At 72.5% G+C, this 26,704-nt stretch carries 22 protein-coding genes and 1 pseudogene; 7 read left to right on the forward strand and 16 right to left on the reverse strand.

Features of this window, described 5'->3' with window-relative positions; genetic code table 11:
* Nucleotides 1–4: 4 nt before the first annotated feature.
* Complete coding sequence (locus ACQEU8_RS07420) at nt 5–2,122, reverse strand: phage holin family protein (RefSeq protein ID WP_433098091.1); 2,118 nt, start codon at nt 2,120–2,122, stop codon at nt 5–7.
* Between the two features lie 203 nt (nt 2,123–2,325).
* On the opposite strand from ACQEU8_RS07420, the gene ACQEU8_RS07425 reads away from it, so the two are divergent.
* The gene (locus tag ACQEU8_RS07425) at nt 2,326–3,102 is read left to right on the forward strand and encodes an MBL fold metallo-hydrolase (protein WP_433098093.1); all 777 of its coding nucleotides are present in this window, start codon (nt 2,326–2,328) and stop codon (nt 3,100–3,102) included.
* Nucleotides 3,099–3,758 (forward strand): DedA family protein, encoded by a 660-nt coding sequence (locus tag ACQEU8_RS07430; RefSeq protein WP_433098095.1) that lies wholly within the window; start codon nt 3,099–3,101, stop codon nt 3,756–3,758. The genes ACQEU8_RS07425 and ACQEU8_RS07430 overlap by 4 nt, the downstream gene beginning before the upstream one ends.
* On the opposite strand, the gene ACQEU8_RS07435 is transcribed toward ACQEU8_RS07430, so the two are convergent.
* The 3 genes and pseudogenes from ACQEU8_RS07435 to ACQEU8_RS07445 form a co-directional block, all read right to left on the reverse strand.
* Nucleotides 3,755–5,002: an MBL fold metallo-hydrolase gene (locus ACQEU8_RS07435; protein WP_433098097.1), complete on the reverse strand. Its 1,248-nt coding sequence runs from the start codon at nt 5,000–5,002 to the stop codon at nt 3,755–3,757. The genes ACQEU8_RS07430 and ACQEU8_RS07435 overlap by 4 nt on opposite strands.
* Complete coding sequence (locus ACQEU8_RS07440; RefSeq protein ID WP_433098099.1) at nt 5,003–6,334, reverse strand: aminotransferase class I/II-fold pyridoxal phosphate-dependent enzyme; 1,332 nt, start codon at nt 6,332–6,334, stop codon at nt 5,003–5,005.
* 359 nt (nt 6,335–6,693) lie between these two features.
* A pseudogene (locus ACQEU8_RS07445) lies at nt 6,694–7,482 on the reverse strand (SigB/SigF/SigG family RNA polymerase sigma factor); the annotation flags it as partial.
* A gap of 293 nt (nt 7,483–7,775) precedes the next feature.
* On the opposite strand from ACQEU8_RS07445, the gene ACQEU8_RS07450 reads away from it, so the two are divergent.
* The 3 genes from ACQEU8_RS07450 (at nt 7,776) to ACQEU8_RS07460 (ending at nt 9,631) form a co-directional block, all read left to right on the forward strand.
* Complete coding sequence (locus ACQEU8_RS07450; RefSeq protein WP_433098101.1) at nt 7,776–8,258, forward strand: CBS domain-containing protein; 483 nt, start codon at nt 7,776–7,778, stop codon at nt 8,256–8,258.
* 80 nt (nt 8,259–8,338) lie between these two features.
* Entirely contained in the window at nt 8,339–9,148 is an 810-nt protein-coding gene (locus tag ACQEU8_RS07455) for a methyltransferase domain-containing protein (protein ID WP_433098103.1), read from the forward strand.
* A gap of 123 nt (nt 9,149–9,271) precedes the next feature.
* On the forward strand, nt 9,272–9,631 hold the full coding sequence (locus ACQEU8_RS07460; protein WP_433098105.1) for a VOC family protein: 360 nt from the start codon (nt 9,272–9,274) through the stop codon (nt 9,629–9,631).
* A gap of 211 nt (nt 9,632–9,842) precedes the next feature.
* Here the strand turns inward: ACQEU8_RS07460 and ACQEU8_RS07465 are convergent, their stop codons facing one another.
* From ACQEU8_RS07465 to ACQEU8_RS07485, 5 genes are all read right to left on the reverse strand, one after another.
* Nucleotides 9,843–11,897, reverse strand: coding sequence for a DUF5107 domain-containing protein (locus ACQEU8_RS07465; RefSeq protein WP_433098107.1), 2,055 nt, complete (start codon nt 11,895–11,897; stop codon nt 9,843–9,845).
* 207 nt (nt 11,898–12,104) lie between these two features.
* On the reverse strand, nt 12,105–12,749 hold the full coding sequence (locus ACQEU8_RS07470; protein WP_433098109.1) for a response regulator transcription factor: 645 nt from the start codon (nt 12,747–12,749) through the stop codon (nt 12,105–12,107).
* Complete coding sequence (locus ACQEU8_RS07475; RefSeq protein ID WP_433098111.1) at nt 12,737–13,867, reverse strand: sensor histidine kinase; 1,131 nt, start codon at nt 13,865–13,867, stop codon at nt 12,737–12,739. The genes ACQEU8_RS07470 and ACQEU8_RS07475 overlap by 13 nt, the downstream gene beginning before the upstream one ends.
* 149 nt (nt 13,868–14,016) lie before the next feature.
* On the reverse strand, nt 14,017–14,679 hold the full coding sequence (locus tag ACQEU8_RS07480) for a DedA family protein (protein WP_433098113.1): 663 nt from the start codon (nt 14,677–14,679) through the stop codon (nt 14,017–14,019).
* 202 nt (nt 14,680–14,881) lie between these two features.
* Nucleotides 14,882–15,574, reverse strand: a complete 693-nt coding sequence (locus ACQEU8_RS07485; protein ID WP_433098115.1) for a 4'-phosphopantetheinyl transferase family protein — start codon at nt 15,572–15,574, stop codon at nt 14,882–14,884.
* 314 nt (nt 15,575–15,888) lie between these two features.
* Here ACQEU8_RS07485 and ACQEU8_RS07490 point away from each other — a divergent pair, with 314 nt between their 5' ends.
* Nucleotides 15,889–16,854 carry an aminoglycoside phosphotransferase family protein gene (locus tag ACQEU8_RS07490; protein ID WP_433098117.1) on the forward strand — a complete coding sequence of 322 codons (966 nt, stop codon included), beginning with the start codon at nt 15,889–15,891 and terminating at the stop codon, nt 16,852–16,854.
* A gap of 161 nt (nt 16,855–17,015) precedes the next feature.
* Nucleotides 17,016–17,258: a GNAT family N-acetyltransferase gene (locus ACQEU8_RS07495; protein ID WP_433098119.1), complete on the forward strand. Its 243-nt coding sequence runs from the start codon at nt 17,016–17,018 to the stop codon at nt 17,256–17,258.
* A gap of 333 nt (nt 17,259–17,591) precedes the next feature.
* Here the strand turns inward: ACQEU8_RS07495 and ACQEU8_RS07500 are convergent, their stop codons facing one another.
* From ACQEU8_RS07500 to ACQEU8_RS07530, 7 genes are all read right to left on the reverse strand, one after another.
* The gene (locus tag ACQEU8_RS07500) at nt 17,592–17,942 is read right to left on the reverse strand and encodes a hypothetical protein (RefSeq protein WP_433098121.1); all 351 of its coding nucleotides are present in this window, start codon (nt 17,940–17,942) and stop codon (nt 17,592–17,594) included.
* A 116-nt stretch (nt 17,943–18,058) separates the two neighbouring features.
* Nucleotides 18,059–18,781 carry a DinB family protein gene (locus tag ACQEU8_RS07505; protein WP_433098123.1) on the reverse strand — a complete coding sequence of 241 codons (723 nt, stop codon included), beginning with the start codon at nt 18,779–18,781 and terminating at the stop codon, nt 18,059–18,061.
* Nucleotides 18,778–20,823, reverse strand: coding sequence for a prolyl oligopeptidase family serine peptidase (locus tag ACQEU8_RS07510; RefSeq protein ID WP_433098125.1), 2,046 nt, complete (start codon nt 20,821–20,823; stop codon nt 18,778–18,780). Before ACQEU8_RS07510 ends, ACQEU8_RS07505 begins: the two co-directional genes overlap by 4 nt.
* 5 nt (nt 20,824–20,828) lie before the next feature.
* Nucleotides 20,829–22,340 carry a M20/M25/M40 family metallo-hydrolase gene (locus ACQEU8_RS07515; protein WP_433098127.1) on the reverse strand — a complete coding sequence of 504 codons (1,512 nt, stop codon included), beginning with the start codon at nt 22,338–22,340 and terminating at the stop codon, nt 20,829–20,831.
* Entirely contained in the window at nt 22,333–23,166 is an 834-nt protein-coding gene (locus ACQEU8_RS07520; RefSeq protein WP_433098129.1) for a M55 family metallopeptidase, read from the reverse strand. Before ACQEU8_RS07520 ends, ACQEU8_RS07515 begins: the two co-directional genes overlap by 8 nt.
* Before the next feature lie 95 nt (nt 23,167–23,261).
* A complete protein-coding gene (locus ACQEU8_RS07525) occupies nt 23,262–23,963 on the reverse strand; it encodes a hypothetical protein (protein WP_433098131.1) in 702 nt (233 codons plus the stop codon).
* 221 nt (nt 23,964–24,184) lie between these two features.
* On the reverse strand, nt 24,185–26,653 hold the full coding sequence (locus ACQEU8_RS07530) for an MFS transporter (RefSeq protein WP_433102209.1): 2,469 nt from the start codon (nt 26,651–26,653) through the stop codon (nt 24,185–24,187).
* Nucleotides 26,654–26,704 lie beyond the last annotated feature (51 nt).

Genomic DNA, 26,704 nt, shown 5'->3' on the forward strand with positions numbered 1-26,704 from the left:
CCGGTCACACGTGGGGCGCCATCGGCAGGTCGGCGGCGGGTGCCGCCAAGTGGTCGGCGCCCGGCAGCAGATGGGGGTCGGCGGCCTCGGCGAGCCAGCGGCGCAGCACCCGGTGCACGGCCCCCGCGCCGACCAGCTCCTCCCCCGGCTCCACCGGCGGCGACAGCGTCAGCGGCGACAGCAGGAAGGCGTGGCTCTGCTCGCCGCCCAGCCCGCCGTGCGAGCCGATCTGCTCCTCGAAGGCGTGCACCGTACCCGTCTCCGGGTCGAGCGCGGAGTTGACCATGATGTCAGCGGCGTGCGGGAACCGCGCCGTACGCAGCACCGCCTCGACCGCACCCGGACCGAACGGGGCCAGCGGGTCGCGGGACCCCACCACCTCGCCGGTCTCCAACCGGTGCTCGCACCCACCCGCGCCCAGCACCACGGGCCCGTGCTCGGCGCTGCGCACCAGGACGAACCCGATACCGGGATGTTCGGCCAGCGTGGGCAGCAGCGCGGGGCGCAGCTCGTCGATCCGTTCGCGGGTCAGCCGGCCGGGGTGCTCGGGGAAGGAGATCAGGGCCAGGTTGCCGGAGGCCAGTACGACGGGCCCGGTGTCGCGCCGCGGCTTGCGCGGCGCCTCCTGACCGGACTCCTCGGGCCGGTGCAGCGCGGCACGCGCCGCCGTACGCGCCTCCGAGCCGCTGGCGGTCCGCCCGGCACGGCGGGGCACCTGGAGCCCGCTGCCGGCGCGTACCAGGTCCTCCAGCGTGAGCCCGTACGCCTGCTCGAACGTCTCCCCCGGGCTCTGCCCATGGTCCGAGAGGAGCACGAGCCGGTACGGGCGCGGGGCGCGCTCGGCGACCTTGGCGATGAGCTGCACCGACCGGTCCAGTCTGCGCAGCACCTGCCGGGTGTCCCGGCCGCGCGGCCCGGAGTGGTGGGCCACCTCGTCGTAGCCGACCAGATCGGCGTAGACGGCGGTGCGGCCGCTGAGCATGTCGCCGAGCACGGCGGCCACCACCACGTCCCGCTCGACGACGGTGGCGAAGGCCCGGATGAACGGGTACAGCCCGCCCCGGCCCACCCGCGGCCGCTCGCGCCGCAGCAGCGCACGCGTGGACTGCACCATCTCACGGACCACTTCGGCGACGAACGAGACCGCGGTCCGGGTGGCATTGGCGGGGTCGGAGAAGTAGGCGAAGTACCCGGCGCGGGAGCGGGTCTCCTTGCCGCGGCGCGCCGAGACGGACAGCACCAGCGCGACCTGCCGGGCGCCGCCGGTGAACAGATTGCCGCGGCTGGCACCGTCCTGCGCGAGCAGCCCCAGATCGCCGGTGCGCTCGACGGCGCGGCGCTGCAGCTCGGCGGCGCTGGTGGGCCGGTTGCTGACGATGACCTCGCCGGTCTCCTTCTCGTACCAGCGGAAGGCGGGGACGTCCTCGTTGCTGCCGTGCAGGATGCCGAGCTGGCTGGCGCCGGTCTGGCTGGACCAGTCGGTGCGCCAGCGCGTCAGCCGGTGGGTGCGCCCGTACAGCGCGGCGACAGCGGGCATCAGCGGCTCGCCGCCCTCGGGTGCCTGAAGCGCCTCTTGGAGCACCGCGTGCCCGAGCCCGTCGAGCTGGAGGAAGACCGTGCCCGGCGTGCTGGGCAGCGCGCCACCGCCCTCCCGGCGCCTCCTGCGGCCCGCGATCCGGGCGAGCCGGTGGCGGTAGGCACGGTCGTCGCGTACCGCCAGGAAGGCGTTGGTCGCCGAGGACGCCGCCGACATGGCGGCGGCAACCACGACGGCCATGGACGGATCGGCGCTGCCCGCGCCGTACGGGATCAAGGACAGGGCCAGCCACAGCAGGGACCCGTTGAGGAAGAAGACGAGCAGCCCGAGGACCAGCGCGGGCACCAGCAGGAAGGCGCGCACCAGCAGCGGCCACACGAGGGCGCTCAGCAGACCGAATGCTCCGGCGCCAGCGGCGGCGGTGATGCCGATGACGGTGGCGCTGTCGCCTCCGGCGGACTGGAGCCGGAAATCGGGCAGGACCCCGGCGAGCAGGAGCATGGTGAGGGTGCTGACCAGCCAGACGGCTCCGACGCGCAGGGAGGCTGCGCCCAGTCGGCGCCACGGTATGCGGGGGACGCGCACGTGCGTCGGTCACCTCCCTCACGGCAATTGGGACAACCTCCACTTTTGCACAGGCTCGTCCCTTCCCTGTGCTGGTGAGGGGGTGCCCCTGCCTGACGTCCGCAGGCTGCGGGTGCGATGTGGTTTCTCGCGCAGTTCCCCGCGCCCCTTCGGGGCGCGGGGTCCTAGGCTCATAGGTGCCTGCGGGGAAGAAGGAGGCGCACGTGTCGGTCGAGGTGACGTGGTGGGGGCATGCCACTGCCACTGTGCGGGACTCGGGCGTCACGGTGCTGACGGATCCGCTGCTGGTGCGCCGGCTCGCTCATCTGCGCCGTCGCCGCGGTGCGCTGCCGCCGCCGCACGCGGTCCGCGCCGATCTGGTGCTCATCTCCCATCTGCACGCCGACCATCTGCACCTCGGATCGCTGGCCATGCTGGCGCCGGGTACCCACGTCGTCCTGCCGCGCGGAGCGCTACGTGCCGTACCGGGGCTGCGGCGGCTGGCGCGGCAGCTGGAGCTGACCGAGGTGGTCCCGGGCGACGAGGTGTCGGCCGGGCCGGTGACCGTACGGGCCGTACCCGCCGCGCACGACGGGCGGCGGCTGCCGGTGGGACGGCACATCTCGCCCGCGCTGGGGTTCGTCGTCGCGGGCGAGGAGCGCACCTACTTCGCGGGTGACACGGGGTTGTTCGACGGGATGGCGGAGGCGGTCGGCGAGGTGGACACCGCGCTGCTGCCGGTCGGCGGCTGGGGGCCCTTCCTGGGCGAGGGACATCTGGACGCGCGCCGGGCCGCCGAGGTGCTGACGCGGCTGCGGCCGCGCAGCGCGGTGCCGGTGCACTTCGGTACATACTGGCCGGTCGGTCTGGATGCGGTCAGGCCGCACGAGTTCCACTCGCCCGGCGCCGAGTTCAAGCGGCTGGCGGCGCGGCCGGCGCCTCAGGTCACGGTGCATCTGCTGGAACACGGGGAGAGCGTGCGACTGGGGGCGGACCGGTGACTGGCGCGCTCCCGGACGGGCTGGGCGCGGTCGCCCACACCGTCTCCGAGGCGGTGGTACGCCCACCGGAGTCCACCCAGCAGGCAGTGGGCTACCCCTCATTGTTCCTGCTGGTGGTGCTCGGCTCGCTGGTGCCCGTCGTGCCGACCGGGGCGCTGGTCAGCGGCGCCGCCGTGGTCGCGCTGCACCAGAGCCTGCCGGTGTTCGCGCTGCTCACCGTCTTCGGTGTCGCCTCGTTCGCCGCCTTCCTCGGCGACCTCGGGCTGTACTGGCTGGGCAAGCGCGGGGTCGGCTCCAAGAACGGCTCCCGCTGGCTGACGGCACTGCGGGAGCGGGCCGCGCCGGAACGGCTCGCCCAGGCCGACGCCCGGCTGCGCGAACACGGGGTCGCGGTGCTGGTCGTCTCCCGGCTGATACCCGCGGGGCGCATCCCCGTGATGCTCGCCTGTCTGCTGGCCCGTATGCGGATACGGGAGTTCGCCCGCGGCGATGTCCTCGCGTGCCTGGCGTGGGCCGCCTTCTACCAGCTTCTCGGCGTCGCGGGCGGCTCCCTCTTTCCGCGCCCGTGGGAGGGCATCGCCGCGGCGGTCGGGCTGACGCTGGTCGTGAGCGCCGTGCCCTCGGTGTGGCGCCGGGTACGGAGGCCGCGGAGCTAGGCCGGTTCCAGTACGCGGGAGGCCCCCACCGGGAGGTCCCACAGGTCTTCGCGGGGGCGCTCGGCCTTGCGCCAGGCAGCCCTCACCCGCGTGAGCGGCTCCAGCGGCGGCTCTCCCGACAGCAGGAAGGTGGACCAGTGCATGGGTGCCATCCGGCGGGCCCCCACGTCCTGGCAGGCGAGCACGGCTTCCTCGGGGTCGGTGTGCACGGGGCGCAGCATCCACCGCGGGTCGTAGGCGCCGATGGGCATCAGCGCCAGGTCGATGCCGGAGTAGCGGCGGCCGATCTCGCGGAACCAGTGGCCGTATCCGGTGTCGCCCGCGAAGTACACCCGCTGCCCCTGCGGGTCGGTCAGTATCCAGCCGCCCCACAGGGAGCGGCAGGTGTCGGTGAGGGAGCGCTTGGACCAGTGGTGGGCCGGCACGAAGTCGAAGCGCACCCGCGCGCCTCTCCCGGTCTCCGCCCCGGAGCTGCCCTCGGCCGCGGGCAGCTCGGCGCCCTCCCACCAGTCCAGCTCGGTGACGGTGGTGAAGCCGCGCTTGCGGCACCAGGCGCCGAGCCCCGCCGGTACGAACAGCGGGGTGGAACGCGGAAGTCTGCGCAGGGTGGGGGCGTCGAGGTGGTCGTAGTGGTTGTGCGAGATGACGACGGCGTCCACCTTCGGCAGGTCCTGCCAGGCCACACCCACGGGGGTGATGCGGGCGGGGGTACCGAGGATCTTCCGGGACCAGACCGGGTCGGTCAGCACCGTCAGACCGCCGATCCGCACCACCCAGCTGGCGTGCCCTGCCCAGGTGACGGAGACGGTGTCGGTACCCGGGTCGGGGATCGGGCCGGGCGCGAAGGGCAGCTTGGGGATCTCCTCGGCGAGTGCCTCCCCGATCGGCCGCATGGCCCCCTCCCGCGCCAGCCGGGCCATCGCCCGCACCCCGGGCAGCGGCGAGGTGAGCCGGTCCTCGAACGAGCGCGGCCAGATACGGCGGGCCCCGACGGGGCGCGGCGGCGAGAGCGCCGGGGGCGGGGGCTGGACGAGCACATCGGTGGGACCCCTGCCGCCGGGCCCGTCCTCGGACGGAGCGCCGCCGGAGGCCGGTGGCGGCGCGGTTCCGTCAGCGGAAGCCCCTGGGGCGGGCCCGGCCGGGACGGCTTCGGCCGCCATGGAAGCCTCCTCGGCGGTTTCCGAGGTGGCGGCCTTCTCGGGCAGTGGGGAGCGCTCGGAGGGCTGCCCGGTCCGTTCGGTCATCTACTGAGGACTCCCATCCGTGAGGTCGACCAGCACCGACTGCACCTGTGCCAACGCCTCGGCCACTCCGGGCAATTCCCCAGGGTCCGGTTCGGCGGCCGCCCTTGCCCCCTCCGCAACCGGGTGACCTGCGGCATCCACCGGGTGTCCCGCGCCACGGGCCCGTTCGGCCGCCGGGAAGGCGGCCCTCGGCAGGGCGGCGGTGAGCAGGTCCGTGGTCAGCCGCACCCGCAGCTCGTGCGGATCGTCGCCGAAGCGGTGCCCGCCCACCGCGTACGGGCCCAGCCGCCGTACCAGTTCCGCCTCCAGACCTGGCGCGTCGGTGATGCCGTGGGAGGCGAGGCGGGGCCGGAACGGGTCGAAATCCGCGTACAGGTGCCGCCCCAGATGCGCGGGGCGGCACACCGCGCCCGCGTCCGTGACCGCGCGATGCAGCGCGCCGGCCAGACCGGCGTGCAGCCGCGCCGCGGCGTACCTGCGGGAGACCAGCTCCGCGGGCTCGCCGAGTGCCTCGGCGGCCGCCGCCGCGACCGGGCTGGGAAGGTCGGCGCGGAGCGCGGCCAGCACCTCGTGCACCCGCTCGCCGAGCAGCTGGCCGCGGCCGGTGGCGGGGAACCGGGCGATCCCGGGCGGTGGTCCCGGCTGCCGGAGCGCGGCCTCCCGTCTGCCCTCGAACAGTGCCTCGAACGCCGCGTCGAGCCCGGCGAGCACCACCACATGGTCGGCCCGGCCCGCCTCGGTGAGCATTTCGGCCGGGCTGACGATGACGGTGTCGTGCGGGTCGTACGAGGTGTCGCGCCAGGTCTCGTCGCTGACGATGAGCAGGCCCTCGGCGACGGCGGCCTCGCACACCTCGTGCAGCAGTTCGGGCGGCGGGGCCGTCCCGGTGACCTCGTCGGCCACGGAGAGCACCAGCACCTGCGGAACCTCGCCCGCCTCGCGGGTTCTACGTACGGCCTCCAGCAGCGCGAACGGGTCCGGAATCCCGCCGCACTCCACCGGCACCGGCACGGTGTGCACCGCCCGGCCGAGCAGCCGCGCCTGCTCCCCGTACCAGGACGCGCACGGGTGCGGGAGCAGCACGCTGCCGGGCGCCCGGACGTCCTCGCCCTCTTCTCCGGCCGCGGGGCCCGCGGCCGGGGCGCCGCTGCCCGCCGCGGCCAGTACGGCGAGCAGCAGCAGCGGGGTGCCGGGCGCTACGGCGATCTGCGCGGGGTCGGTGGGCAGACCGCGCCGGTGCCAGTAGCCGCCGGCGGCCTCGCGGACGGCCAGCGCGGACGGGGCCGCGAGCGGGCCCGCGCCCACTCCCTCGCCCTGGTCCGTGCGCCGCATCCGTCTCTTCCTCCGCCGCTTATCGGACAACCTTTCTTGCGTACACCTTGGCAGACGGCGGTGACACCGGCAGCGGCGACACGTGTGGTTCGGGCACCCGCGCCCCTTACGGGGCGCAACCCGTTGCGAAGCTTGGGCAGTCTGCGCCAGGGGCGCAGGGTGGGCAAGCGCAGCACCCATGCCCGGGTACGCACTCCCTAGGCGGCGGGTGCGTGGCCGCGCCATCCGGGGCGGGCCTGGCGCGCCCCGTGCCGGACCCTCTCGTGCCGCACCGCGGCCCGCCGTGCGCCCTCCCGCTCTCGGCGGGACGGCTCGCGGCGGGACGGCGCTCGGCGTTGCGGCTCGCGCTCGAGGCGCCGGTCGGCCTCGACCTCATGGTGAATGCGGCGGCACGTCCGGCTGATGAGACGGGAGACATGCATCTGTGAGATGCCGAGCTGTTCGGCGATACGGCTCTGGGTCATGTCGCAGAAGAACCGCAGGTAGAGGATGTGGCGTTCACGCTCCGGCAGCCGTGCGAGCCGCGGCTTGACGGCCTCGCGGAAGACGATCTGGTCGAAGCCGGGTTCGCAGTCGCCGAGGGTGTCGGCGAGGGAGTAGCCGTCGTCCGCGCCGGGGAGTTCGGCGTCCAGGGAGAGCGTGCTGTAGCTCTCCAGCGCCTCCATGCCCAGCAGTACGTCCTCTTCGCTGAGGCCGCAGTGCTCGGCGATGCGCTGTACGGACGGGCTGCGTCCGTCGAGGGTGTGGCTGAGTTCCCGCTGACTGTTGCGCACCCGGTTGCGGAGCTCCTGGATACGGCGGGGCACGTGCAGCCCCCACATGTGGTCGCGGAAGTGGCGTTTGACCTCGCCGACGATGGTCGGCACGGCGAAGCTCTCGAAGGCGCAGCCCCGGGAGATGTCGTAGCGCGCGACAGCCTTCACCAGGCCGAGCGCGGCCACCTGTTCGAGGTCTTCCAGGGCCTCGCCACGGTTGCGGAAGTGCCTGGCCAGCCGTCCGGCCATCGGCATCCAGGCGCGCACCACACGCTGGCGGAGCTCTTCCTTCTCGGGTCCTTCGGGCAGTTCGGCGATGCGTCGGAACTCGGCGGTGGTGTCGGGGGCGTCGTCGTGGGGGTGCCTGGAGCGTGTCGTACGGACGGTCATCATCAGCTTGTGCTCCCGTAACGGTCGCGTCGTCTGACGGTCACCGCGGCAGCGAAGGCATGTGCGGGGGGACCGAGGCACACAGGTCGCTCCCGCGGACGTGCCTTCTTTCCGAAGCACAGGTGTGCGGGTGCCCGATGTGCCGGACGGCAAACCCCGCGTACGGCGATCCGTCGACTGTGATTTTCCGGTCCCGGCGCTCAACTCCCTTGTCCCGCAAGGGTGTCGGCGGCGCCTCGACGGGTACGTCGTGCTGTCCCGCAGGGCACGAACGAGGCGGAGGAGGGGCGAGGGTGATGACGCGGAGAGAACCGGAAGAGGGCCGGCCGAGGGCGCGGTCGGTGGGGGACATCATGACGCCGGCGGCGACGACAGTGCGTCCCGACGCGTCGCTGGTGGAGGCCGCGCAGCTGATGCGGGCGCAGGAGATCGGTGACGTACTGGTGGTCAAGGACGGCAAGCTGCTCGGGCTGCTGACCGACCGGGACATCACACTGCGCGCCGTGGCGGACGGGGTGGATCCGTTGAGTGTGAACTGCCGGTCGGCCTGTACGCCGGATCCGGTGACCGTCACCCCCGATACGGAGATCGGGACGGCGGTGGAGCTGATGCGCACGCATGCGGTGCGCCGGCTGCCGGTGCTGGAGGGCGGCAGGCTCGCGGGGATGGTCAGTATCGGCGACCTGGTGCAGGAGGACGAGCCGGACTCGACGCTCGCCCACATCAGCCGTGCGGCGCCGGACACCTGGTCCCAGGAGGGCGCGGACGGCTGGCGCTGATCAGCACCCCCGTCCGCCTGGCTGTCCATATTCCGGAACGTTCTTGCTCGCATGGCAAGACACCGGGCTACAGTGCATGCATGGCACACGAGACTGCCGTGTACACCCACGGCCACCACGAGTCCGTCCTGCGCTCGCACCGGTGGCGTACCGCCGCGAACTCCGCCGCGTATCTGCTCGACCAGCTGCGCGAGGACCACCGCGTCCTGGACATCGGCTGCGGCCCCGGCACCATCACGGCCGACCTCGCGGCGCTGGTCCCGCAGGGCTCGGTCACCGGCCTGGACGCGGCGGCGGGCGTACTGGAGCAGGCGCGCGCGACCGCGGAGGAGCACGGCCTGTCCAACGTCGAGTTCACGACCGGCGACGTACACGCACTCGCCTTCCCGGACGGCTCCTTCGACGTCGTCCACGCGCATCAGACACTCCAGCACGTGGGCGACCCGGTGGGCGCGCTGCGCGAGATGCGCCGGGTGTGCGCACCGGGCGGAGTGGTGGCGGTCCGGGATGCGGACTACGGGGGCATGTTCTGGTACCCGGAAGTTCCCGGCATGGACAGCTGGCTGGACCTCTACCGCCGGGTCGCGCAGGCCAACGGAGGCGTCCCGGACGCCGGACGGCGGCTGCACGCGTGGGCACGCGAGGCGGGCTTCACCGACGTCACGCCGAGCAACAGCACCTGGTGCTTCACCACACCTGACGAGCGGGAGTGGTGGAGCGGGCTGTGGGCGGACCGCACGGTGGCGTCCGACTACGCCGCCATCGCCGTCGACAGCGGCCTGGCCACACCCGACGACCTCCGCCGGATCTCCGAGGCGTGGCGGGCCTGGGGCCGCGAGCAGGACGGCTGGTTCATGGTTGTCCACGGCGAGATCCTCTGCCGCGCGTAAGCTCCGGCGGGCCTCCCGCGTAAGCCCGGCAGCCCTCGCGCGTAAGCCGCCGGGCAGATTCACAACTGCGCACGTGGCGACCGTGGTTCGGCGCAGCGCGTGGCCCCGCTCTAGGGTGGGGCCATGGATATTCTGGGGACCTCGCTGCGTATCTGCGTCGACAATCTGGACGCCGCCGTTCCGGTGTACGAACGACTGGCAAGCGCGGAGGCGATGCGCTTCCAGAACGGCCCGGTGGAGGTTGCCGCCGTCGGCCCCTTCTTCCTGATGAGCGGCCCCGAGGAACATCTGAACGTGCTCAGCAAGGTCAAGGCGACCCTGGCCGTGCAGGACGTGGACGACGCGCTGGCTGATCTGCACACCGTGGGGGCGCAGATCATTGCGGGGCCCAAGCCCACGCCGATCGGCCGCAATCTGGTTGCGCGTCATCCGGACGGCAGCGTTTTTGAGTACGTCGACCGGAAGCAGGGCGCCGGCGAGTAGGAGCCGCCGGGCAGTGTCCGGCGCCCCCTCCCCTGTTCTGGCAAGGGGGTGCCCCTTGTCCGATCCCGCAGGCTGCGGGAGCGTTGTGGCTTGTCGCGCAGTTCCCCGCGCCCCTGACGGGGCGCGTCCGCGTCCCCCCGCTGCGCTTGGGCAGTCTGCGCCAGGGGCGCAGGGTGGGCAAGCGCAGCCCCCATGCGGGGTACGCAAGCGCTTAGGGCCGCATACGGAAGTCGTAGCGGGCGGGGAGGGGCTCATCGGTCAGCTCCGCCCAGGTGTCGCTCAGCGCCTCCTCGCCCTCCCGCAGGTCCTCGACCTCGAAACCGGCGTCGAAAAGCGCGCGGGCGCCCTCCCTGTCGCCCTTCGCCAACAGCACGCGGGCCCATAGCAATTGGCAGCGGCCGCGCTGTCGCTGCTCCTCGGGCAGCCCGTCCAGCACGCGCTCGGCGTCCTCGGCACGGTCCTCGGCCAGCAGCGTCTCGACCGCCTCCCGCGCGAGGGCGGCGAGCGCCGCGGCTGCGAGGGGGTCGCGGGCGTCGAGCCGGTCCCGCGCGTCCCGTGCGGCCGCCAGATAGCGGTCCGCGGCGCGGGCGCCGTTGCCGTCCTGCCAGTCGGCGACGGCCAGACAGCGCAACGCGGGCCAGCGCGCGCCCTGTTCGAGCGACCGCTCCCAACTGCGTACCGCCTGCGAGCGGTCACCCGCGTGCCATTGCGCCACCCCCAGGTGGTAGTCCAGCTCGCGCCGGGACGCCTTGCCGGCCGCGTCGGCGTTCGGGCCGGCGCCGGCGTAGGCGGATTCGAGCAGCTCACGCCACTCCGCCGCGACCAGCGTGGGCCCCGGGGGCACATCTTCCGAGCCGCAGGGCAGGCTCCCGGTGTGCAGCAACTCGGTCCACGGCTGCTGCTCGGCGCCGAGCGTTTCCAGCGGAAACGGCGTACCCGGAAGTGTGAAGCCGCCGCGTTCCACCTCCAGCGCTCCCCACCCGGAACCGGTCGCCAGCCACCCTCCCCCGGGCTCCGCCCCGGAGCCCAACTCCCCTACGCGCTGCGGCACGCCCTCCGGTTCGGCGTCCGCGTACGGTCGCCACGCCGCGTAGGCCGCCTCCACAGCGCCGTGCGGCAGCGCCACCTCCAGCCGCCGCTCGGTGTGGGCCCGGGCTGCCGCCCAGTCCGCGCCGTGCACCGTCTCGGGGTCGGCGGCCAGCGGCCCGTACGCCTCCAGCCAGGCCAGCTCGCCGCCCGCCTCCAGCGGCAGATGTTCCAGCTGGGTGCGGGCGAGACCCGCCTGGATCTCCACGTAACCGGGCGTGCCCGGCTCGGTCAGCCACTGCTGCCAGCGCCTGCCGCCCGCTCCCGCGCCCCAGACGAACAGCTTGCGGCCGCGCAGCAGATCCGTCGAGGTCTGGACGAGGCCCTGCCCCTTCTCGTCCAGCGAGGCGATCCACTTCCGGGAGTCCTTCGGCACCTCGTAGAAGTAGTCGGCGGGGAACCGGCTGTGCAGCGGGTAGGTCAGATCGGTGCCCTCCCACTCGGGCACCGGTATCCGGCGCAGCCTGCGCTCGTAGGCGAAGTACCAGGTCTCCTCAGCGGGGGCGAGCACGCGCGTCCCCGGATCCTCGGGCACGGCGATGTTGGACCACCAGTAGACCGGGACGGTGCGGTGGTGCGGATTGCGGATGCGGACCCCGACGTAGAGGAAGTCGGAGTCCTCGGGCAGCCACAGGTCCACCTGGAACGGGGTGTCGCGCAGCCGCTCCCACTCCCACAGCCGCACCATCACACCGTCACCGCCCGGCGCGGGCACCTGCGCAGCGTGCAGCGGCGCGCAGGAGAGCGTCGTATGCCCCGTCGCGCCGATGTTCCACTCGATTCCGCCGGAGAACCAGGCACCGTTGAGCGCGAAGTCGGCGGGCTGGAAGACGGGGTTGACGTAGAGGAGTTCACGCGCGGTCGGCTTGTGGAAGAGCGAGGCGATACGGCCGCCGAGACCGGGCAGTACGGTCACCCGCAGTTGGTCGTTCTCCAGCACGAGCGTGTCGAGGCGGGTGGGGGTGCGCTGCCGCCCGTAGCCGTCGCGAACACGGGTGGGCAGCACCGAACGCAGCGGAGCGTAGCCGACCTGCCGCGCCATCTCAGCTGGCAGCGCGGCGCGTTCGGCCTCGTCGAGGGTGTGGGCCTCGTCCAGCGACAGCAGCGCGGGCAGCGGATTCTCGGGGCCGAGCGGCGCGGCGGGCAGGGTCCGGGTGCTGCGTCGTACGGTCGTGGCCACGGCAACCTCGCTTCTTCCCTACGTCGTCAACGGGCGCCGCCTGACCGGGGACTCCCGATGACCATGGAACACGCTCCGCTTCCCGCGCGCCAGATCCTTTTGAGGGCGTTGCCGGGCCTCTCCGTGCGGGCGTTGCCGGGTCTCGCCGTGCCGGCGTTGCCTGGCCTCGCCGTGCGGTTGTGCGGTATCGCCGGGGCCTTGCCGCCGCTACGACTCCAGGTACCTCAGTACCGCCAGGATCCGCCGGCTGTAACCCGTCGTGTGCGACAGCTCCAGCTTGTCGAAGACGGCGGCCAGGTTCTTCTCCACCGCGCTCAGCGAGATGTGCAGCTTCCGCGCGATGGCCGTGTTGGTGTGCCCCTGTGCCAGGGCCTCCAGCACGCTGCACTCCCGGGGTGTGAGGCGGGCCAGCGGATCTCCGTGCGTGGTACGGAAGACCAGCTGCCGCACCACCTCCGGATCGATCACGGCGCCACCCGCCTGGATGCGCTCCAACGCGTCCAGGAACTCCTCGACTTGGGCGACACGGTCCTTGAGGAGATACCCCACCCGTTCCGCGTCGGACTCCAGCAGCTGTGCCGCGTAGTTGCGCTCGATGTGCTGGGAGAGCACCAGCACCCCGACCTGTGGCCAGCGTTCGCGGATCTCCAGTGCGGCGCGCAGCCCCTCGTCGGTGTGCGTGGGCGGCATCCGGATGTCGAGGACGACGATGTCCGGCTGCCGCTCCGCCATCTCCTTCAGCAGCGAATCCGCGTCCCCGAACGCGCCCGGGACCTCGTGCCCCTCCTCCACGAGCAGCCGCACCAGCCCCTCCCGCAACAGCGTCGAGTCCTCGGCGATCAGCACGCGCACGGCAGCTCCGCGGTGATGGTGGTCGGTCCCCCTGGAGGGCTGTCTATGTGCAGTGTGCCGTCGAGCGCGGCCACCCGGCTGCGCAGCCCGCCCAGCCCGCTGCCGCCGGGATCGGCACCGCCCTTCCCGTCGTCCTGGACGCACACGGCGAGCACCGGCCGAGGGCCGCCGCGGCTGTCCCGGGCGTCCCGGAGCACCACCCGAACGGAGACGGCCGTGGCGCCGGAGTGCTTGGCCGCGTTGGTCACCGACTCCGACACCACGAAGTACGCGGCTGTCTCCACGGGCTGCGGCACCGGCCCACCGACGTCGAACTCGGTACGCACCGGGATGGCGCACCGGTCCGAGACCCCGCCCAGCGCCTCCTCCAGCCCCAGGCTGTCCAGCGCCGAGGGATAGATCCGCCAGGCCACTTCACGCAGTTCGGTGACGATGTCCTGGGACTCCTGGTGCGCCTGGCGCAGCAGCGCATCCGCCTGCCCGGGATCGCGGCCCCGGCGGGCCCGGCCCAGCAGCATGGCGAGGGCCACCAGACGCTGCTGCATCCCGTCATGGAGATCCCGCTCGATCCGCCGTCGTTCGGCGTCCACCGCGTGCACCACCGCGGCCCGGCTGGTGGCCAGTTCGTCGATACGCCGCCGCAGCAACTCCCGCTCGGACGGGCCGAAACACTCGCGGGCGCTACGCGCGTCCAGCACGGCCAGCGAATGCAGCCCCTGGATGTCCAGAAAGAGCAGCACACCGCCGAGCAACGCCTGCGTCAGCCAGTCATCCCAGCTGAACGCACCCTGCACCGTTCTGACCGCCACCAGCCCCGCCAGGATGATGCCGAAGCCCAGCAGCCCGAGCACGACGGCGCACAGCAGCCCTGTCCAGCTGCGGACTGCCAGATAGCGCAACAGCTTCTGGTCGGACGCCTTGTAGTGCTCCGGGAAGCGGTCGCCGAAGAAGACGGACCGGCGGGTCCGCTCCAGCGCCGTCAGCCCGCGCACTCCCGCCATCAGAACGCCGAGGGCGCTGCTCCGGGTGAACGGCCACAGCAGGAACGGGCCGAGGGCGGAACCGACGAGCACGAAGTACAGGAAACCGAGCAGCGCCGTGGCGCAGCCGAGGAACACCCCGAGGCTCCTGTACGGCCATGAGGGCGGCCGGGTTGCCGCGGCAGCGCTCGCTCCATCGGCAGCGTTCGCTCCATCGGCACCCTGCACGGCGTCGGAGCCTAGTACGGGCGCACAACCGGAACAAGATCGCTCGGACGCGTACACCGTCACCCCGCACGGCGGTGCTTGGCCCGGCTGTGACCGCGCAACCGCACGGCCACGTACCCCACCAGAGCGAGCGCCACCAGACCCAGCACGGCCTTGGAGACGATCCCGACGTAGGTCTCCACCATCTGCCACCGGCCCCCCAGCCAGTAACCGGCCAGCACCAGGACGGAGTTCCAGATCAGACTGCCCAGCGTGGTCAGCACGATCATCACGGGCAGCGGCATCCGCTCCACCCCGGCCGGTACGGAGACCAGGCTGCGGAAGATCGGCACCATACGGCCGAAGAACACCGCCTTGGTGCCGTGCTTCGTGAACCACTCCTCCGTACGCGCCAGATCCGAGGCCTTCACCAGCGGCAGCCGCGCCCAGATCGCGTGCATACGGTCACGTCCGAAGAGCCTGCCGATCCAGTAGAGGACCACGGCGCCCACGACGGAGCCGAGCGTCGTCCAGAACAGCGCCGAGACCAGCGATATCACCCCCTGCCCGGCCGCGAACCCGGCCAGCGGCAGGATCACCTCACTCGGCAGCGGCGGGAAGAGGTTCTCCAACGCGATGGCCAGTCCGGCTCCCGGACCGCCCATCGTGTCGACGAGATCGGCGGCCCAGCCCGCGATGCCGCCGGCGGGTTCCTGCGGCAGGGCCAAGGACGAGGGGTGCATAGAGTCTCCGGGCTGTCGAGTCGGCCACCGGGGCGGGTGCCCCGATCACCACCCAAGCTAGAAACCGCAGCTCACCGCCGGTATGCGGATTGCCTCCCAGCCCACTGCGGTTTCCCGCACCTGGCTGTTGCGGGAAACCGCACTTCTGTTTGTCTTCTGGGCGCGGGTCAGGCCAACTGATGCTGCCTTACGGGGAGTTCGCTCACCCGGCGGTGTCGGTGGAGCCCTTCCGAAGCGCACCGGCGGCGGCGTAGCCCGTGGGGGCCGGAAGGTCGGTGAGGTGCCAGCCGGGCACCTGGGCGGGCTCGTCCAGAGCGCTGACGTAGGTGATGGACGGGTCCTCGCCCAGCCCGGCTCCCGTCCCCTTCAGATACGCCTCTTTCCGCGTCCAGCAGCGGGTGAAGGCGGCGGGCAGCGCCGCGGCGTCCGACACCGCCGCCAACTCGGCCCGTTCCCGGGGGTGCAGCGCGCTCATCGTCTCGCGCACTGACTCGACGCCCGGAAGCTCCTCGACATCCACCCCCACCGGCACGGCGGCGAACGCCAGCAACACCACGTCCCCCGCGTGCGAGAGGGAGAAGTGCACCGGATCGCCCGGCACGATCGGCCTGCCGTGCGGGTCCCCGCACACCGGGCAGTCCGCACGGGCGAACCGCACTTCGGCCGGATCCAGGTCCAACAGCGCACCCAACTCCCTGCGCAGCGCCAGGTGCGCAACGACGTAACGTTCCCGGTCGACCTCCCGTACGAACGCCGCAGCACGCGCCCGCTCCTCCTCCGAGAGCGGCGCGAGAGCACCGGAAACCCTGGCCGCTGCGGCGTGTTCGGAAACACGGAGCACATGGACGGCGGGAGAACGGGCGGGATCACCGATACCGGGTGCGACGCTCGTCATGCCGCGACCGTACCCGAACGAGTGCGAACCGCGCTGCCACGCGGACCCCATGCATGCACCGGCGGGGAGGCCGAGCGTTCGGTCCTTCGATGGTTCCTCGGGGCCGGGAGAGCCGGGGGGTGGGGCGGCCCCATGCGGGCGCGGCACCCGGGTGGCCGGGGCCGCGCCAGACAGCCCGCCCGGGGCCAGACAGCCTGTCCGGGGCCAGACAGGCCGCCCGGGCACCGAAGCCGCGCGGCCGGACAAAAAGCACTCGGAGAAGTGGCCGGAGCGCCGTACCGTAGTGAGGCCCTGTTCGAAAACTGCCGCCGCAGATGACCGTCCGGGACGGTGACGTGACCGATCTCTTTCCTCCCAACCTGCCCGTGCTCACCGAGATGAGCCACACGGAAAGCGGGCGCGACTGGCTGGCCGGGCTGCCGCAGCTGGTGGAGCAGATGCGCGAGCGCTGGCAGCTGCGCCTGGGCGCGCCGTTCCACGGGGGCAGCTGCTCCTGGGTGGCACCGGCGGACCGACCGGACGGTACGCGAGCCGTACTCAAGCTGACCTGGCCCCACCCCGAGGCCCGCACCGAGGGGGCGGCCCTCCGCCTGTGGGACGGACGCGGTGCCGTACGGGTGCTGGAGCAGGACGCGGACCTCTACGCGCTGCTGCTGGAACGCCTGGAGCCGGGCGCCGAACTGGGCGACGCCGACCACATCCCGGCCGACGAGCGGCTGCTCGCGGCGGCGAACGTGCTGCGCGAACTATGGTCGGCGGACCCGGCCGAGGCAACGGCGCTCGGCGTCGGCCGGGTCGCGGACACCGCCACCGAGTGGGCCGACCTCGCCGAGAAACAGGCCGCCCGCGAGTGGCCCCCTGAGCTCGACACGGGGCTGTACCGGCTGGCCGCCCAGCTCCTCCGCGAACTGCCGCGCACCGCCCGCCGCCAGGTGCTGGTGCACGGTGACTTCAACCCCGGCAATCTGCTGTCGGCGCGGCGCGCCCCCTGGCTCGCCATCGACGCCAAGCCGATGACCGGCGACCCCGCCTTCGACCCATGGCCCCTGCTCGAACAAGTCGACGACCCCTTCGAGCACTCCGACCCCCACCGCCTACTCCGCCACCGCACAGCGCTCCTCGCGGACGCCCTCGGCGAGGACACCGCCCGGATCCGCGCCTGGTCGGTCGCCCGCCACGTCGAGTACGCGCTCTGGTCGGCCGACGAGGACGACGACCTGGAAGACACCATCACCCTCCTACACCAAGCCCGCATCCTGGCGGACGTCGCCGGACTGTAGGCGGCGCCACTGGGGCACTCAGGGTTCATGGAGCCCGGTCTTCCACCAAGGGCCCCATGCGTGAGTGCCACGATCCCGGGGCCCGCTCACCTTCCAGCAGCTCACCTCTCGCATCCGTCGCAACCGGTTCGAGCTCATCGCACACAGGGGCACTCTCCACCATGTGCAGACCCGCACCGCTGTACGCGCGTGGTGCAGGCCGGGCCCTCATGAAGGAAGTGCGCAGAGCAGCCAAGGAAGAGCTGGGCCTGGAACAACTGCGCCTCGCTGCCCGCAGCGGCGTTGGCCTGGAGGACTTCTACGGGAGGCTCGGCTGGAAGGAAGTCGGCCGGTGGCCCGGCGAACTCCGACTCGCCGCAGACGATGACCGCGACGAGATTCTTCTGGTCCTCGCGCCACTCTGATCCCCACCCTTAGGGCGGGAGCGCGGGGTTGCGGTCCACGGGTCCACCGGCGCCACGGCGCTTCTTCTGCTGGCTGGTCTGGTTGTGGGACCAACGACCGGGGCCCGACCTTGCTGCGGCCGCCCCGATCCGCAGAATCCGCCACCACATCGGCTTGTTGATCGCGCCGAGCCGGCCTCGGCCGGACCGGAGCGGCAGCAGACGGGAGCGGACTTCCTGGATGGCCTCAAAACCAACTGCATTGGGCCCTCCCCTTCGTCGCTTTCACGCCCCCACCACCGTCCCGGCGCCCCCCGGACGCCCGGACGCCCGGACGCACCGGCCAATCCCTGCTCAGTCCGAGACCAGCCGAACGAGCGCGGTGCCGTCCGCGCCTGCGACCACTTGCAGGACCACCGCCCTGTCCACCTTTTCCGGCGACTCCCCCGCCACGCCGCACGAACTGCTGCTGCCGCCGCTGCGGAAGACGGCTGTACATCCGCTGCCCTTGCCGCTCGCCTCGCCGCTCGTTCGGCTTCCGCTCGCGGTCACCTTGTAGCCGACTCGGTTCTTGCCGACCTCGGTCAGGGACAGCTTCGCGGGGCCGTCCGGGATCTTGAAGCGGACCGTCACCGGATCGGACACGGCTATCTCGCAGTTACCGTCGGCGCACGCCTCGGGGTCGCTCCCATCGGCCGCTGTCACCGCGGGAGACGGGCTCTTCGACGCGGACGCGGATGCGGAGGCACGGTTGGCCTTGGGCTTGCCGCCTGTCCCGGTGTTCTCGTCGGACTCGCCGCATCCGGCCAAGGCCGGCCCGATCAGCGCGGCCAGCAGAACGACCCCGACGACGCCCCCACGGCGCCCCGACCTGGCCAGACCCGACCTGGCCAGACCCGACCTGGCCGGACCGTACCTGGCCGGACCCGACCTGGCCTTCGTCCTCTCGTCTTCCACCACCCCTGCCCCACCCCCATACGTTGCCGAATCCACCGCCCCCACCTTTCGCCCCTACTCCCCCGTGCCGCCAACGGCCAGTTCCACCACACGTCGAGCTGGCCGACGTGGCGCGCGTACTCCTGGAGCAGATGGAAGAGAATCCAGGCAAGGGTGGGCGCCTCCGCCTCGGTGGCGAAGCGGCCGCCGACCGAGGCACGTTGGTCGAGCTTGGCAGCGGACGTGACCTGCCGAGAGCTGTCGCACTGCGCTGTGTAGGCGTCGAGCACCTGCCGGGTGCTCATGCCCTCGGGCACCTGCCAGCGGTCCTTCGGATCGCCCGTGCCGCGGTCGCCCCACGGGTCGGGGACCTGCTCGGCCATGAAGCCCCAGTTGAGCCAGCGCCGTTCGACGTACTGGAGGTGGCGGATCAGCTCCAGCGGGGTCCATCCCGAGGGGAGGCGCGTGGCGCGCAGTTCCTCCTCCGGAAGCGCGGCGACCTTGCGGAGCAGGGTGCGGCGGTAGTAGTCGAGGTAGCCCTCCAGCAGTTGGTGCGGGTCGGCCAGGGTCGGTGCGGGCTCTCCTTCGGGGAGCGGCGGGATGCTCATGTGCGCAGCTCCAGCCGTGGGATGTCCTCACGGTTCAGGCCGAAGGTCTGGGAGTACAGGGACAGTTCGGCCTCCACCGCGCGGACCATCGTGTCGGCCCTGCGGAAGCCGTGCCCCTCCCCTTCGAAGGCGACGTAGGCGTGCGGGATGCCTCTGCCCTTGACCTGTTCCAGGAAGCGCTCGCACTGCACGGGCGGGCAGATCACATCGTCCAGGCCCTGGAGCAGCAGGAAGGGGACCGTGATCCGCTGTGCCCGGTGCAGCGGGGACCGCTCGCGGTATCTGCCGGGAACCTCGGAGAGCGGGCCGACCAGGGATTCCAGGTACTGCGACTCGAAGTCGTGGGTCTCGCCCGTGGCCCAGCCCGTCAGGTCGAGGATGGGATAGGTGACGGTGCCGCAGGCGTACAGCCCTTCCGTGAGTGTGGAGGTGAGCGAGGCGGCGCTGGTCCAGCCGCCCGCGCTGCCGCCGCGGATGGCCAGCCGTTGCGGGTCTGCCGTGCCCTCTCGGGCGAGGGTGCGAGCCACTGCCGCGCAGTCCTCGACGTCGACGACGCCCCACTGCTGACGCAGCCGGTTGCGGTACTCCCTCCCGTAACCGGTGGAGCCGCCGTAGTTGACCTCCGCGACGCCGATGCCGCGCGAGGTGAAGTAGGCGATCTCCAGATCGAGCACCAGCGGGGCGCGGCTGGTGGGCCCACCGTGCACCCACACCACGTACGGCGGCAGTTCACCGGCGGGCGCGGCGTGGTCGGGGTGGTGCGGTGGGTAGATATGGGCGTGGATGTCGCGCCCGTCGGGTCCGGTGAAGGTGCGGATCTGCGGCTCGGGATAGTAGGCCGGGTCGACATGGTCCTCGTGGTGCGAGGCGAGTACGACGGTGTGGCCGGTGCGGGTGTCGAGCTCGACGATCTCGTAGGAGGTGCGGGGGCTGGCCGCGATGCCGGTGACGCGGGAGTCGATGACGGCGAGTGCGGGCGCCCACTCGGTCCAGGGTCCGGCCGCGTCGACCAGTTCGCCTGTCTCCGGGTCGAGCACGCCGAGCCGCTGTGCGCCCTGCCCGTGCAGCGTGGCCACCAGTCCGCAGGGCAACGGCGCGAACCAGCGCTGGCCGATCTTCCACGCGGCACCCGCGAATTCCTCCTCACGTGGGCACAGCGGCACCCGCGGGACGGTAGGGCCGCGGCCCGGTTGCGCTTCCTCGGCCCGCTCGGCGGTTTCGACTTCCAGGCGCTGGAGGTTCCACCAGCCGCTGGTGTCCGAGGCGATGAGCAGGGCGCCGTCGGTGCCGAACTCGACCTGGGCGACCGCCTCTTCGGGGCCGCCGGCGATCACGCGAGGGGCCTCCAGCGTGCCGTCGTCGGAGATTCGCGCGGTCATCACTCGGGTGCCGTCCCATGGCATCGCCGGGTGGTCCCACGCGAGCCAGGCCAGGCGCCGGCCGTCGGGGGAGAGCCGTGGCCCGGTCAGGAACCGGTCGCCGTCCCCGGTCAGCTCCCGCACCCGCCCGCGGTCCCCGGCCGCGGAGCCGTCCAGGGGTACGGCCGCCAGCACCCTGCGCACCTCGGTGGGTCCCTCTCCGGTGAACTCCTCCAGCACGCACCATGCTTCACCGCGCTCGGGCAGCACCACCGGATCGCACCAGCGCAGTCCGCTCTCGACCACGTCCGACAGCGGCGTAAGCGGCCGGGGTTCGGCATCCGGAGCGTCGGGCTCCAGGGCGTAGAGCCGCTGGTCGGCGAAGTGGGTGAAGACGATCAGGGGTCCGCCCTCGGCGCGTGGTGCACCCGCCCAGGGCAGGCCGCCGTACTCGATCACACGGTTGCGCACGTTCCACGGCGCGGGCAGCACGCTGACCGGGGGTCGCTGCCCGTCCGCTGCGAACCGCATCAGGGCGCGGCGTCCGCCCTCTTCGGGGCGCGGCTCTGTCCACCACAGTTCCTCACCGACGGAGCCGAGGAACTCGGGCCGCCCGTCGTGCGCGGCGACGAGGCCGGCGTCGATCGGTGAGGGCCAGGTGCCGTAGGGGGCCTGGACGGACATGGGGGTCAGCCTCCTGACGGGGTGGTCGCGTCGCGGGTGGTGGCGGTGTCGTCGTCGGGGGCACCTCCAGGCCGGAGGCCGGCGGAGGAACGGTCCTCGCGGGTGGCCGTACCGTTCGGGCTGTCCGGCGAGGGGTTGCCGGAGGCGCCGAGCAGCGTACGGTCCAGGGCGCGGATGCCGAAGTGCAGGGCCTCTACCGGTACGCGCTCGTCCACGCCGTGGAACAGTGCCTGGTAGTCGAAGCCTTCGGGCAGCTTGAGCGGTGTGAAGCCGTAGCCCACGATGCCGAGCCGGGAGAACTGCTTGGCGTCCGTGCCGCCCGAGAGGCAGTACGGCACCGCGTGCGCGCCCGGGTCGAAGTGCTCCAGGGCCTCGCACATGGCGGCGAACAGCGGGGAATCGACCGGTGCTTGGAGGGGGATCTCGCGGTGCTGGAACTCCCACTGCACATCGGGGCCGGTCAGTGCGTCGAGGGTGGCGTGGAACTCCTCCTCGGCGCCGGGAACCATCCTGCCGTCCACCCGGGCCGTAGCCGTCCCGGGGATGACGTTGATCTTGTAACCGGCCTCAAGCATGGTGGGGTTGGCGCTGTTGCGCACAGTCGCCTGGACCAGTGCGGCGGCCGGGCCGAGCTGGGCGAGCAGCGCGTCCACCTCGGCGTCCTGCGCGTCCGCCGCGAGCGGGCGCAGACCGTGCAGTTCCGCGAGGCGGGCGAGCGCGGCCCGCACGGTGGGGGTGAGCCGCACCGGCCATTCGTGCTCGCCGATGCGGTGGACGGCGGCGGCGAGGCGGTTGACGGCGTTGGCGCGGTTGGGCTTGGAGCCGTGGCCGGCCCTGCCGTGCGCGGTCAGCTTCAGCCAGGCCGTGCCACGCTCTCCGGCCCCCACGGGGTAGAGCCGCATGCCGGGCCCGGCGTGGTAGGTGAAGGCACCGGACTCGCTGATGCCTTCCGTGCAGCCCTCGAACAGCTCCGGGTGCTCCCGTACCAGGAAGTCGGAGCCGAACTCCGCGCTGTCCTCCTCGTCGGCTGTGAAGGCGAGGACGATGTCGCGGGGCGGCCGCACGCCCGCACGGGCCCAGGCACGGACCAGGGAGAGGGCCATGGCGTCGGCGTTCTTCATGTCGATGGCGCCGCGGCCCCATACGACGCCGTCCCGGACCTCGCCGGAGAAGGGGTGCACCGTCCAGTCGGCGGCCTCGGCCGGGACCACGTCGAGATGGCCGTGCAGCAGCAGCGCCCCGGCGCCGGGGTCGCTGCCCTCGATCCTGGCGACCACGTTGGTCCGTCCGGCCTTCTTCTCCAGCAGCCGGGGCTCGATGCCCGCGTCGGCCAGTCCGGAGGCGACGTATTCGGCCGCCGGGCGCTCGTTGCCCTCCCCGCCGCCCCGGTTGGTGGTGTCGAGGCGGATCAGCTCGGAGGTGGCCGTCACCACCTCCTCGAAGACCTGTGCGTCGAGGTGTCCCTGCCGCGGTGCAGGCTTCATCGTGCCCTCTTCCTGTCCTGTCGGCTCAGCCATACTGCTCCTCCACCGCGGCCGAGACGACGGTCGTCACGGCCTTGAAGCACCGGATCGTCTCGTAGGCGCTGGGCGAGGTGTAGGCGACGCGGCGTTCGCCCGAGCGCTCGACGCCGGGTACGACGGTGGCGGCGCCCACCAGGTGTTCCGCGTCGAACTCGATCTCGATGGTGTGCGGTTCGGGCTCGGGCGGGGTGCGGCGCTCGGCCAGCGGGGCGGCGAGGCGGGCCGCGTCCCGGATTTCGGCGGCGGTGCGGGCAGGGGGGCGGCAGACCGCGGCGTACCGGGAGACGTAGTCCTTGACGGCGACGCCCAGCGCTTCGGGCGCGTAGCCCTTGGCGTCCTCGACGGTGCGGTCGTCGCCCGTGACCAGTACCACCGGCACGCCGAACTCGGCGGCCACCAGCGTGTTGAGGTATCCCTCGCTGGCCCGTGAGCCGTCGGCCCATACACCGGTCAGGGAGTTGGCGAGGTAGGTGTGCGCGAGGACGCCTTCGCTACCGGCGCCGGTGTGGTAGCCGATGTAGGCGATGCCGTCCACGTCGCCGTGCTGGATGCCTTCGACCATGGAGAGGGACTTGTGCCGGCCGGTGATCATCTCGGCGCGCTCGTCCAGCTTCTCCAGCAGGAGGTTGCGCATGGTCCAGTGCGCCTCGTTGATGAGCACCTCGTCAGCGCCTGCCTCGAAGAAGCCCCTGACGGCGGCGTCCACATCGGAGGTGAACAGCGACCTGCAGCGCTCCCATTGCGGAGTGCCCGGCAGGACGTCCGCCGGCCAGGTGACTCCCGTTGCGCCCTCCATGTCGGCGCTGATGAGGATCTTCATGTCCGGAACGGTACGCGGTCGCCAACGGCCAGGACAGCCCTGTGGATAACTCCACTGGTCCACACCATTCGTTTTCACTCCGGCGGGTGAGGAACTTATCCACACCCGCCGCTGACCTGCGCGTTCAGCACCGCGAGCGTGGGATCGTGCGGGACGACCGGGCGGTGCACCTCCACCACCGGGCAGCCCAGCTCCCGCACTCGCGCGGCCACCAGCGCCGCCGCCCGCCGCTCCGCCCGTCGCGGCATCCGCGGCCCCGGCCGGCCCAGCATCCGCGCCAGTCGCATGCGCAGCTCGGCCGCCTCGGGGAACCAGCGGTTGTGGCCGAAGCCGGGCACGACGCGGGTGCCGCGCAGTGCCCGCTGCCGCTGGAGCCGGGCAGCGCCGGTGGCGAGCACCAGCAGCCGGAACGGCGCGGGGGCCGCCAGCGGGTAGCCCCACCACAGCACATCGGCCCGCTCCCCGCCGGGCACCGGCACCCGGGCGCGTCCCGCCATGGCCGTGCCGGAGCCGGCCAGATCGCCGATGCCGTCGAGCCAGTGATGGTCGCCAGGGCGTGCGGAGGCGTTCAACGCGCCCGTCACCGGAAGGAGTTCGCCCGCCGGGGCGCCCATGGCGTCTCTGCGGTGGTATCCGAACAGCACTCGGGCCCCGGCACCCCAGTGCACCACGGTGCCGCGTGCGTCGACGGCCACCGCGGCAGCCGGAAGACAGCCGCGTACGGCGACGAGGGTGTCCGCCGGGGCGAGGGGGTCCGCCGCCCGGGCCGCTCGGTCGGCGTCCGGCTCGCTTCCCATTGGACCAGTCCTCTCTTCCGGCGACGGCCGGCCCCGCCCCGACGGACACGGCCTTCACCACCGTAGAGCCGGATCAAGGCAGTAGGGGAAGTGCCGCCCGAACGGGGGACGTGCCCCGGGGGCGGGCAGGAGCTCTCCCGACGCGTGCACCGCGCCGTCCACCCCGCCGGCCGGGGCCGGGTGCGGGCGGTCCCCCGCCGTCCGGGGGTCGGGCCGGTCGGTCAGTCCTCGTGCCCGAGTTGCAGGTCGCGTTCGGTGCGCCCACCACCGGCGATCTGGAGCACGGTGGCGACCGGCGGATAGCCGGCGGCCACCACCGTGTACTCGCCCGAGGCCAGGTCGACGAAGCGGAAGATGCCGTCGGCGCCGGTCGTCGCCGTGTCGACGACATTGCCCGCGGCGTCCAGCAGCGTCACCCTGGCGTCCTCGACCGGCCGCCCGCCCGTGGCCCGTACGGTGCCGCGCAGCACGGCACCGCCGGCCAGTTCGATGTCCTGCCGTGTCTCACGGGACGCCTGCACCGAGACGGGCAGCGCGGCCGGGCGGTAGACGGGCGCGCTGGCCGCCAGCGTGTACTCGCCGGCGACGAGTTCGGTGATGACGTAGCTGCCCTCGCGGCTGCTGCGGGTGGTGGCGACGACCTCGCCGCGTACGTCCGTGAGCGTGACGATGGCGTCCTTGACGGGGTTGCCGTCGGCCGTCAGCACGTTGCCGGCCAGGCGTCCCGCGCCGCCGAGCACCACATCGAGATCGACGGGCCGTTCGCCCACGGTGACGCTGACCGCGCGCGGCTGGTGCCCGCACGCCGCGGCGATCAGCACGTACGAGCCCTCACCCGGGGTGCTCAGCGCATAGCGCCCGTCGTCTCCGGTGGCACCGCGCCCGATCTGCCGTCCCGCGTTGTCGACGAGGGTGAGTGCGGCGCGCGGGACAGCGCTGCCGTCGTGGTGCCGCACGCTGCCGCAGACCGGGACACCCGGGGCGTACGGCGCGGACTGCGGCTGGGGGTGTGGTGCCGCGCCGTTGGCGTCGGGCATGGGCGCTGCGGGTGCTTCGGCTTCCGCCGTACGGGCCGACGGCACGGGCGTGTGCTGGGACACCAGTGGTTTCTCCTTGAGGAAGAGGGACAGTGCCAGCCCGAGGACGAGCACCGGTACGAGGTAGAGGAAGATCCGCGGCATCGCGTCCGCGTACGCCTCGATATAGCCGTCGCGCAGCGGCGCGGGCAGCGCGCGCACGATCTGCGGGGTGACCGAGTCGGGGTCGGGCACCTCGCCCTCGCCCCGGGGGAGTTCACGGGCGAGGGCGTCCGCGAGCCGGTGCGCGAGGAGGGTGCCGAAGAGGGCGGCGCCGACGCTGCCGCCGATCTGCCGGAAGTAGTTGTTGGCACTGGTGGCGGCGCCGATGTCGGTCGGTTTCACCGAGTTCTGCACGGCCAGCACCAGCACCGGCAGCACAAAGCCGATGCCCAGCCCGAGGATGCCGGACCAGATGCCGAAGACCTGGCGCGAGGTGTCCGCTTCCAGTTTGGAGAGCAGCCACATGCCCTCGGCGGACAGGCCGCACCCCAGAATGGGGAAGATCTTGTAGTGCCCGGTGCGGGAGATGAGCTGCCCCGCCAGGAGCGAGGAGACGACGACTCCGCACATCAGCGGCAGCATCAGCAACCCCGACGAGGTGGCACTGACGCCCTCGACCATCTGCAAGAAGCTCGGCAGATAGCCGGCCGCGCCGAACAGTGCGACGCCGATGGCGGCGCCCACCAGTCCGGTGACGTTGAAGACGGAGTCGCGGAACAGCCGCAGCGGCAGCACCGGTTCGGGCGCGAAGCGCTCGGCGACGAGAAAGAGCACTCCGCTGACCAGCGCGCCCGCAGCCAGCCCGAGGATGACGCGGTCGCCCCAGGCGTAGGTGGTGCCGCCCCAACTGGTCAGCAGGACGAGGCAGGTGGAGAACGCGGCCATCAGCAGCGCGCCGAGGATGTCGAGCCGGGGGCGTACGCGGGTACGCGGGAGCTTGAGCGCGAAGCAGGTGACCAGCAGGGCGAGCAGACCCACCGGTACGTTGAACCAGAAGCACCAGCGCCACGACAGGTCGTCGGTGAACCAGCCGCCCAGAAGCGGCCCTGCGACGGAGGCCAGTCCGAACGCGGCGCCGATCAGCCCCATGTAGCGCCCGCGTTCGCGGGCCGGTACGACGTCGGCGATGATCGCCTGCACGCCGACGATCAGCCCCCCGGCGCCGGTGCCCTGCACGGCGCGGTGGACGATCAGTTCCTCCATCGATCCGGCCCAGCCGGCGAGCGCCGAGCCGACGGTGAAGACGCCGATGGCGAAGAGGAAGAGCCCCTTGCGGCCGAAGAGGTCGCCGAGCTTTCCGTAGACGGGCAGCCCGATCGTCATGGCCAGGAGGTACGAAGTGACGGCCCAGGACATCTGGCGCACGCCGTCGAGTTCGCCGACGATCCGGGGAAGTGCCGTGGCGACAATGGTCTGTTCGAGCGCCGCCAGCAGCAGGGACAGCAGCAGCACCCCGAAAACGAGCCGGAGGCGGCGCGGAGAGAGGACGGCCCCGGGCGGGCCGCCGTCCAGCACCTGCGCTGCGGTCCTGGCTGCCGGACGCGGCTCCCGGGGTGCCTGCGGCGCCTGGTGCGACGTGGCGGGCTGCGGTGCTGGGGGTGCGACGGGCATCTCAGCCGTTTCCGGCCCGGGCACGAGTGCTGCCGCTTCCGGACCGTGCAC

The sequence above is a fragment of the Streptomyces sp. CA-250714 genome (assembly GCF_050936705.1).
Classification (GTDB): Bacteria; Actinomycetota; Actinomycetes; order Streptomycetales; family Streptomycetaceae; genus Streptomyces.

What these genes read in the sequence shown, in the direction of transcription:
- ACQEU8_RS07485 (WP_433098115.1), bottom strand. Translation starts at nt 15,574, where the DNA reads ATGACGAGCGTCGCACCCGGTATCGGTGATCCCGCCCGTTCTCCCGCC.
- ACQEU8_RS07505 (WP_433098123.1), bottom strand. Translation starts at nt 18,781, where the DNA reads ATGAGCATCCCGCCGCTCCCCGAAGGAGAGCCCGCACCGACCCTGGCC.
- ACQEU8_RS07455 (WP_433098103.1), top strand. Translation starts at nt 8,339, where the DNA reads ATGGCACACGAGACTGCCGTGTACACCCACGGCCACCACGAGTCCGTC.
- ACQEU8_RS07520 (WP_433098129.1), bottom strand. Translation starts at nt 23,166, where the DNA reads ATGAAGATCCTCATCAGCGCCGACATGGAGGGCGCAACGGGAGTCACC.
- ACQEU8_RS07495 (WP_433098119.1), top strand. Translation starts at nt 17,016, where the DNA reads ATGTGCAGACCCGCACCGCTGTACGCGCGTGGTGCAGGCCGGGCCCTC.
- ACQEU8_RS07490 (WP_433098117.1), top strand. Translation starts at nt 15,889, where the DNA reads ATGACCGTCCGGGACGGTGACGTGACCGATCTCTTTCCTCCCAACCTG.
- ACQEU8_RS07525 (WP_433098131.1), bottom strand. Translation starts at nt 23,963, where the DNA reads ATGGGAAGCGAGCCGGACGCCGACCGAGCGGCCCGGGCGGCGGACCCC.
- ACQEU8_RS07435 (WP_433098097.1), bottom strand. Translation starts at nt 5,002, where the DNA reads ATGACCGAACGGACCGGGCAGCCCTCCGAGCGCTCCCCACTGCCCGAG.
- ACQEU8_RS07450 (WP_433098101.1), top strand. Translation starts at nt 7,776, where the DNA reads ATGACGCGGAGAGAACCGGAAGAGGGCCGGCCGAGGGCGCGGTCGGTG.
- ACQEU8_RS07510 (WP_433098125.1), bottom strand. Translation starts at nt 20,823, where the DNA reads ATGTCCGTCCAGGCCCCCTACGGCACCTGGCCCTCACCGATCGACGCC.
- ACQEU8_RS07515 (WP_433098127.1), bottom strand. Translation starts at nt 22,340, where the DNA reads ATGGCTGAGCCGACAGGACAGGAAGAGGGCACGATGAAGCCTGCACCG.
- ACQEU8_RS07440 (WP_433098099.1), bottom strand. Translation starts at nt 6,334, where the DNA reads ATGCGGCGCACGGACCAGGGCGAGGGAGTGGGCGCGGGCCCGCTCGCG.
- ACQEU8_RS07460 (WP_433098105.1), top strand. Translation starts at nt 9,272, where the DNA reads ATGGATATTCTGGGGACCTCGCTGCGTATCTGCGTCGACAATCTGGAC.
- ACQEU8_RS07480 (WP_433098113.1), bottom strand. Translation starts at nt 14,679, where the DNA reads ATGCACCCCTCGTCCTTGGCCCTGCCGCAGGAACCCGCCGGCGGCATC.
- ACQEU8_RS07530 (WP_433102209.1), bottom strand. Translation starts at nt 26,653, where the DNA reads ATGCCCGTCGCACCCCCAGCACCGCAGCCCGCCACGTCGCACCAGGCG.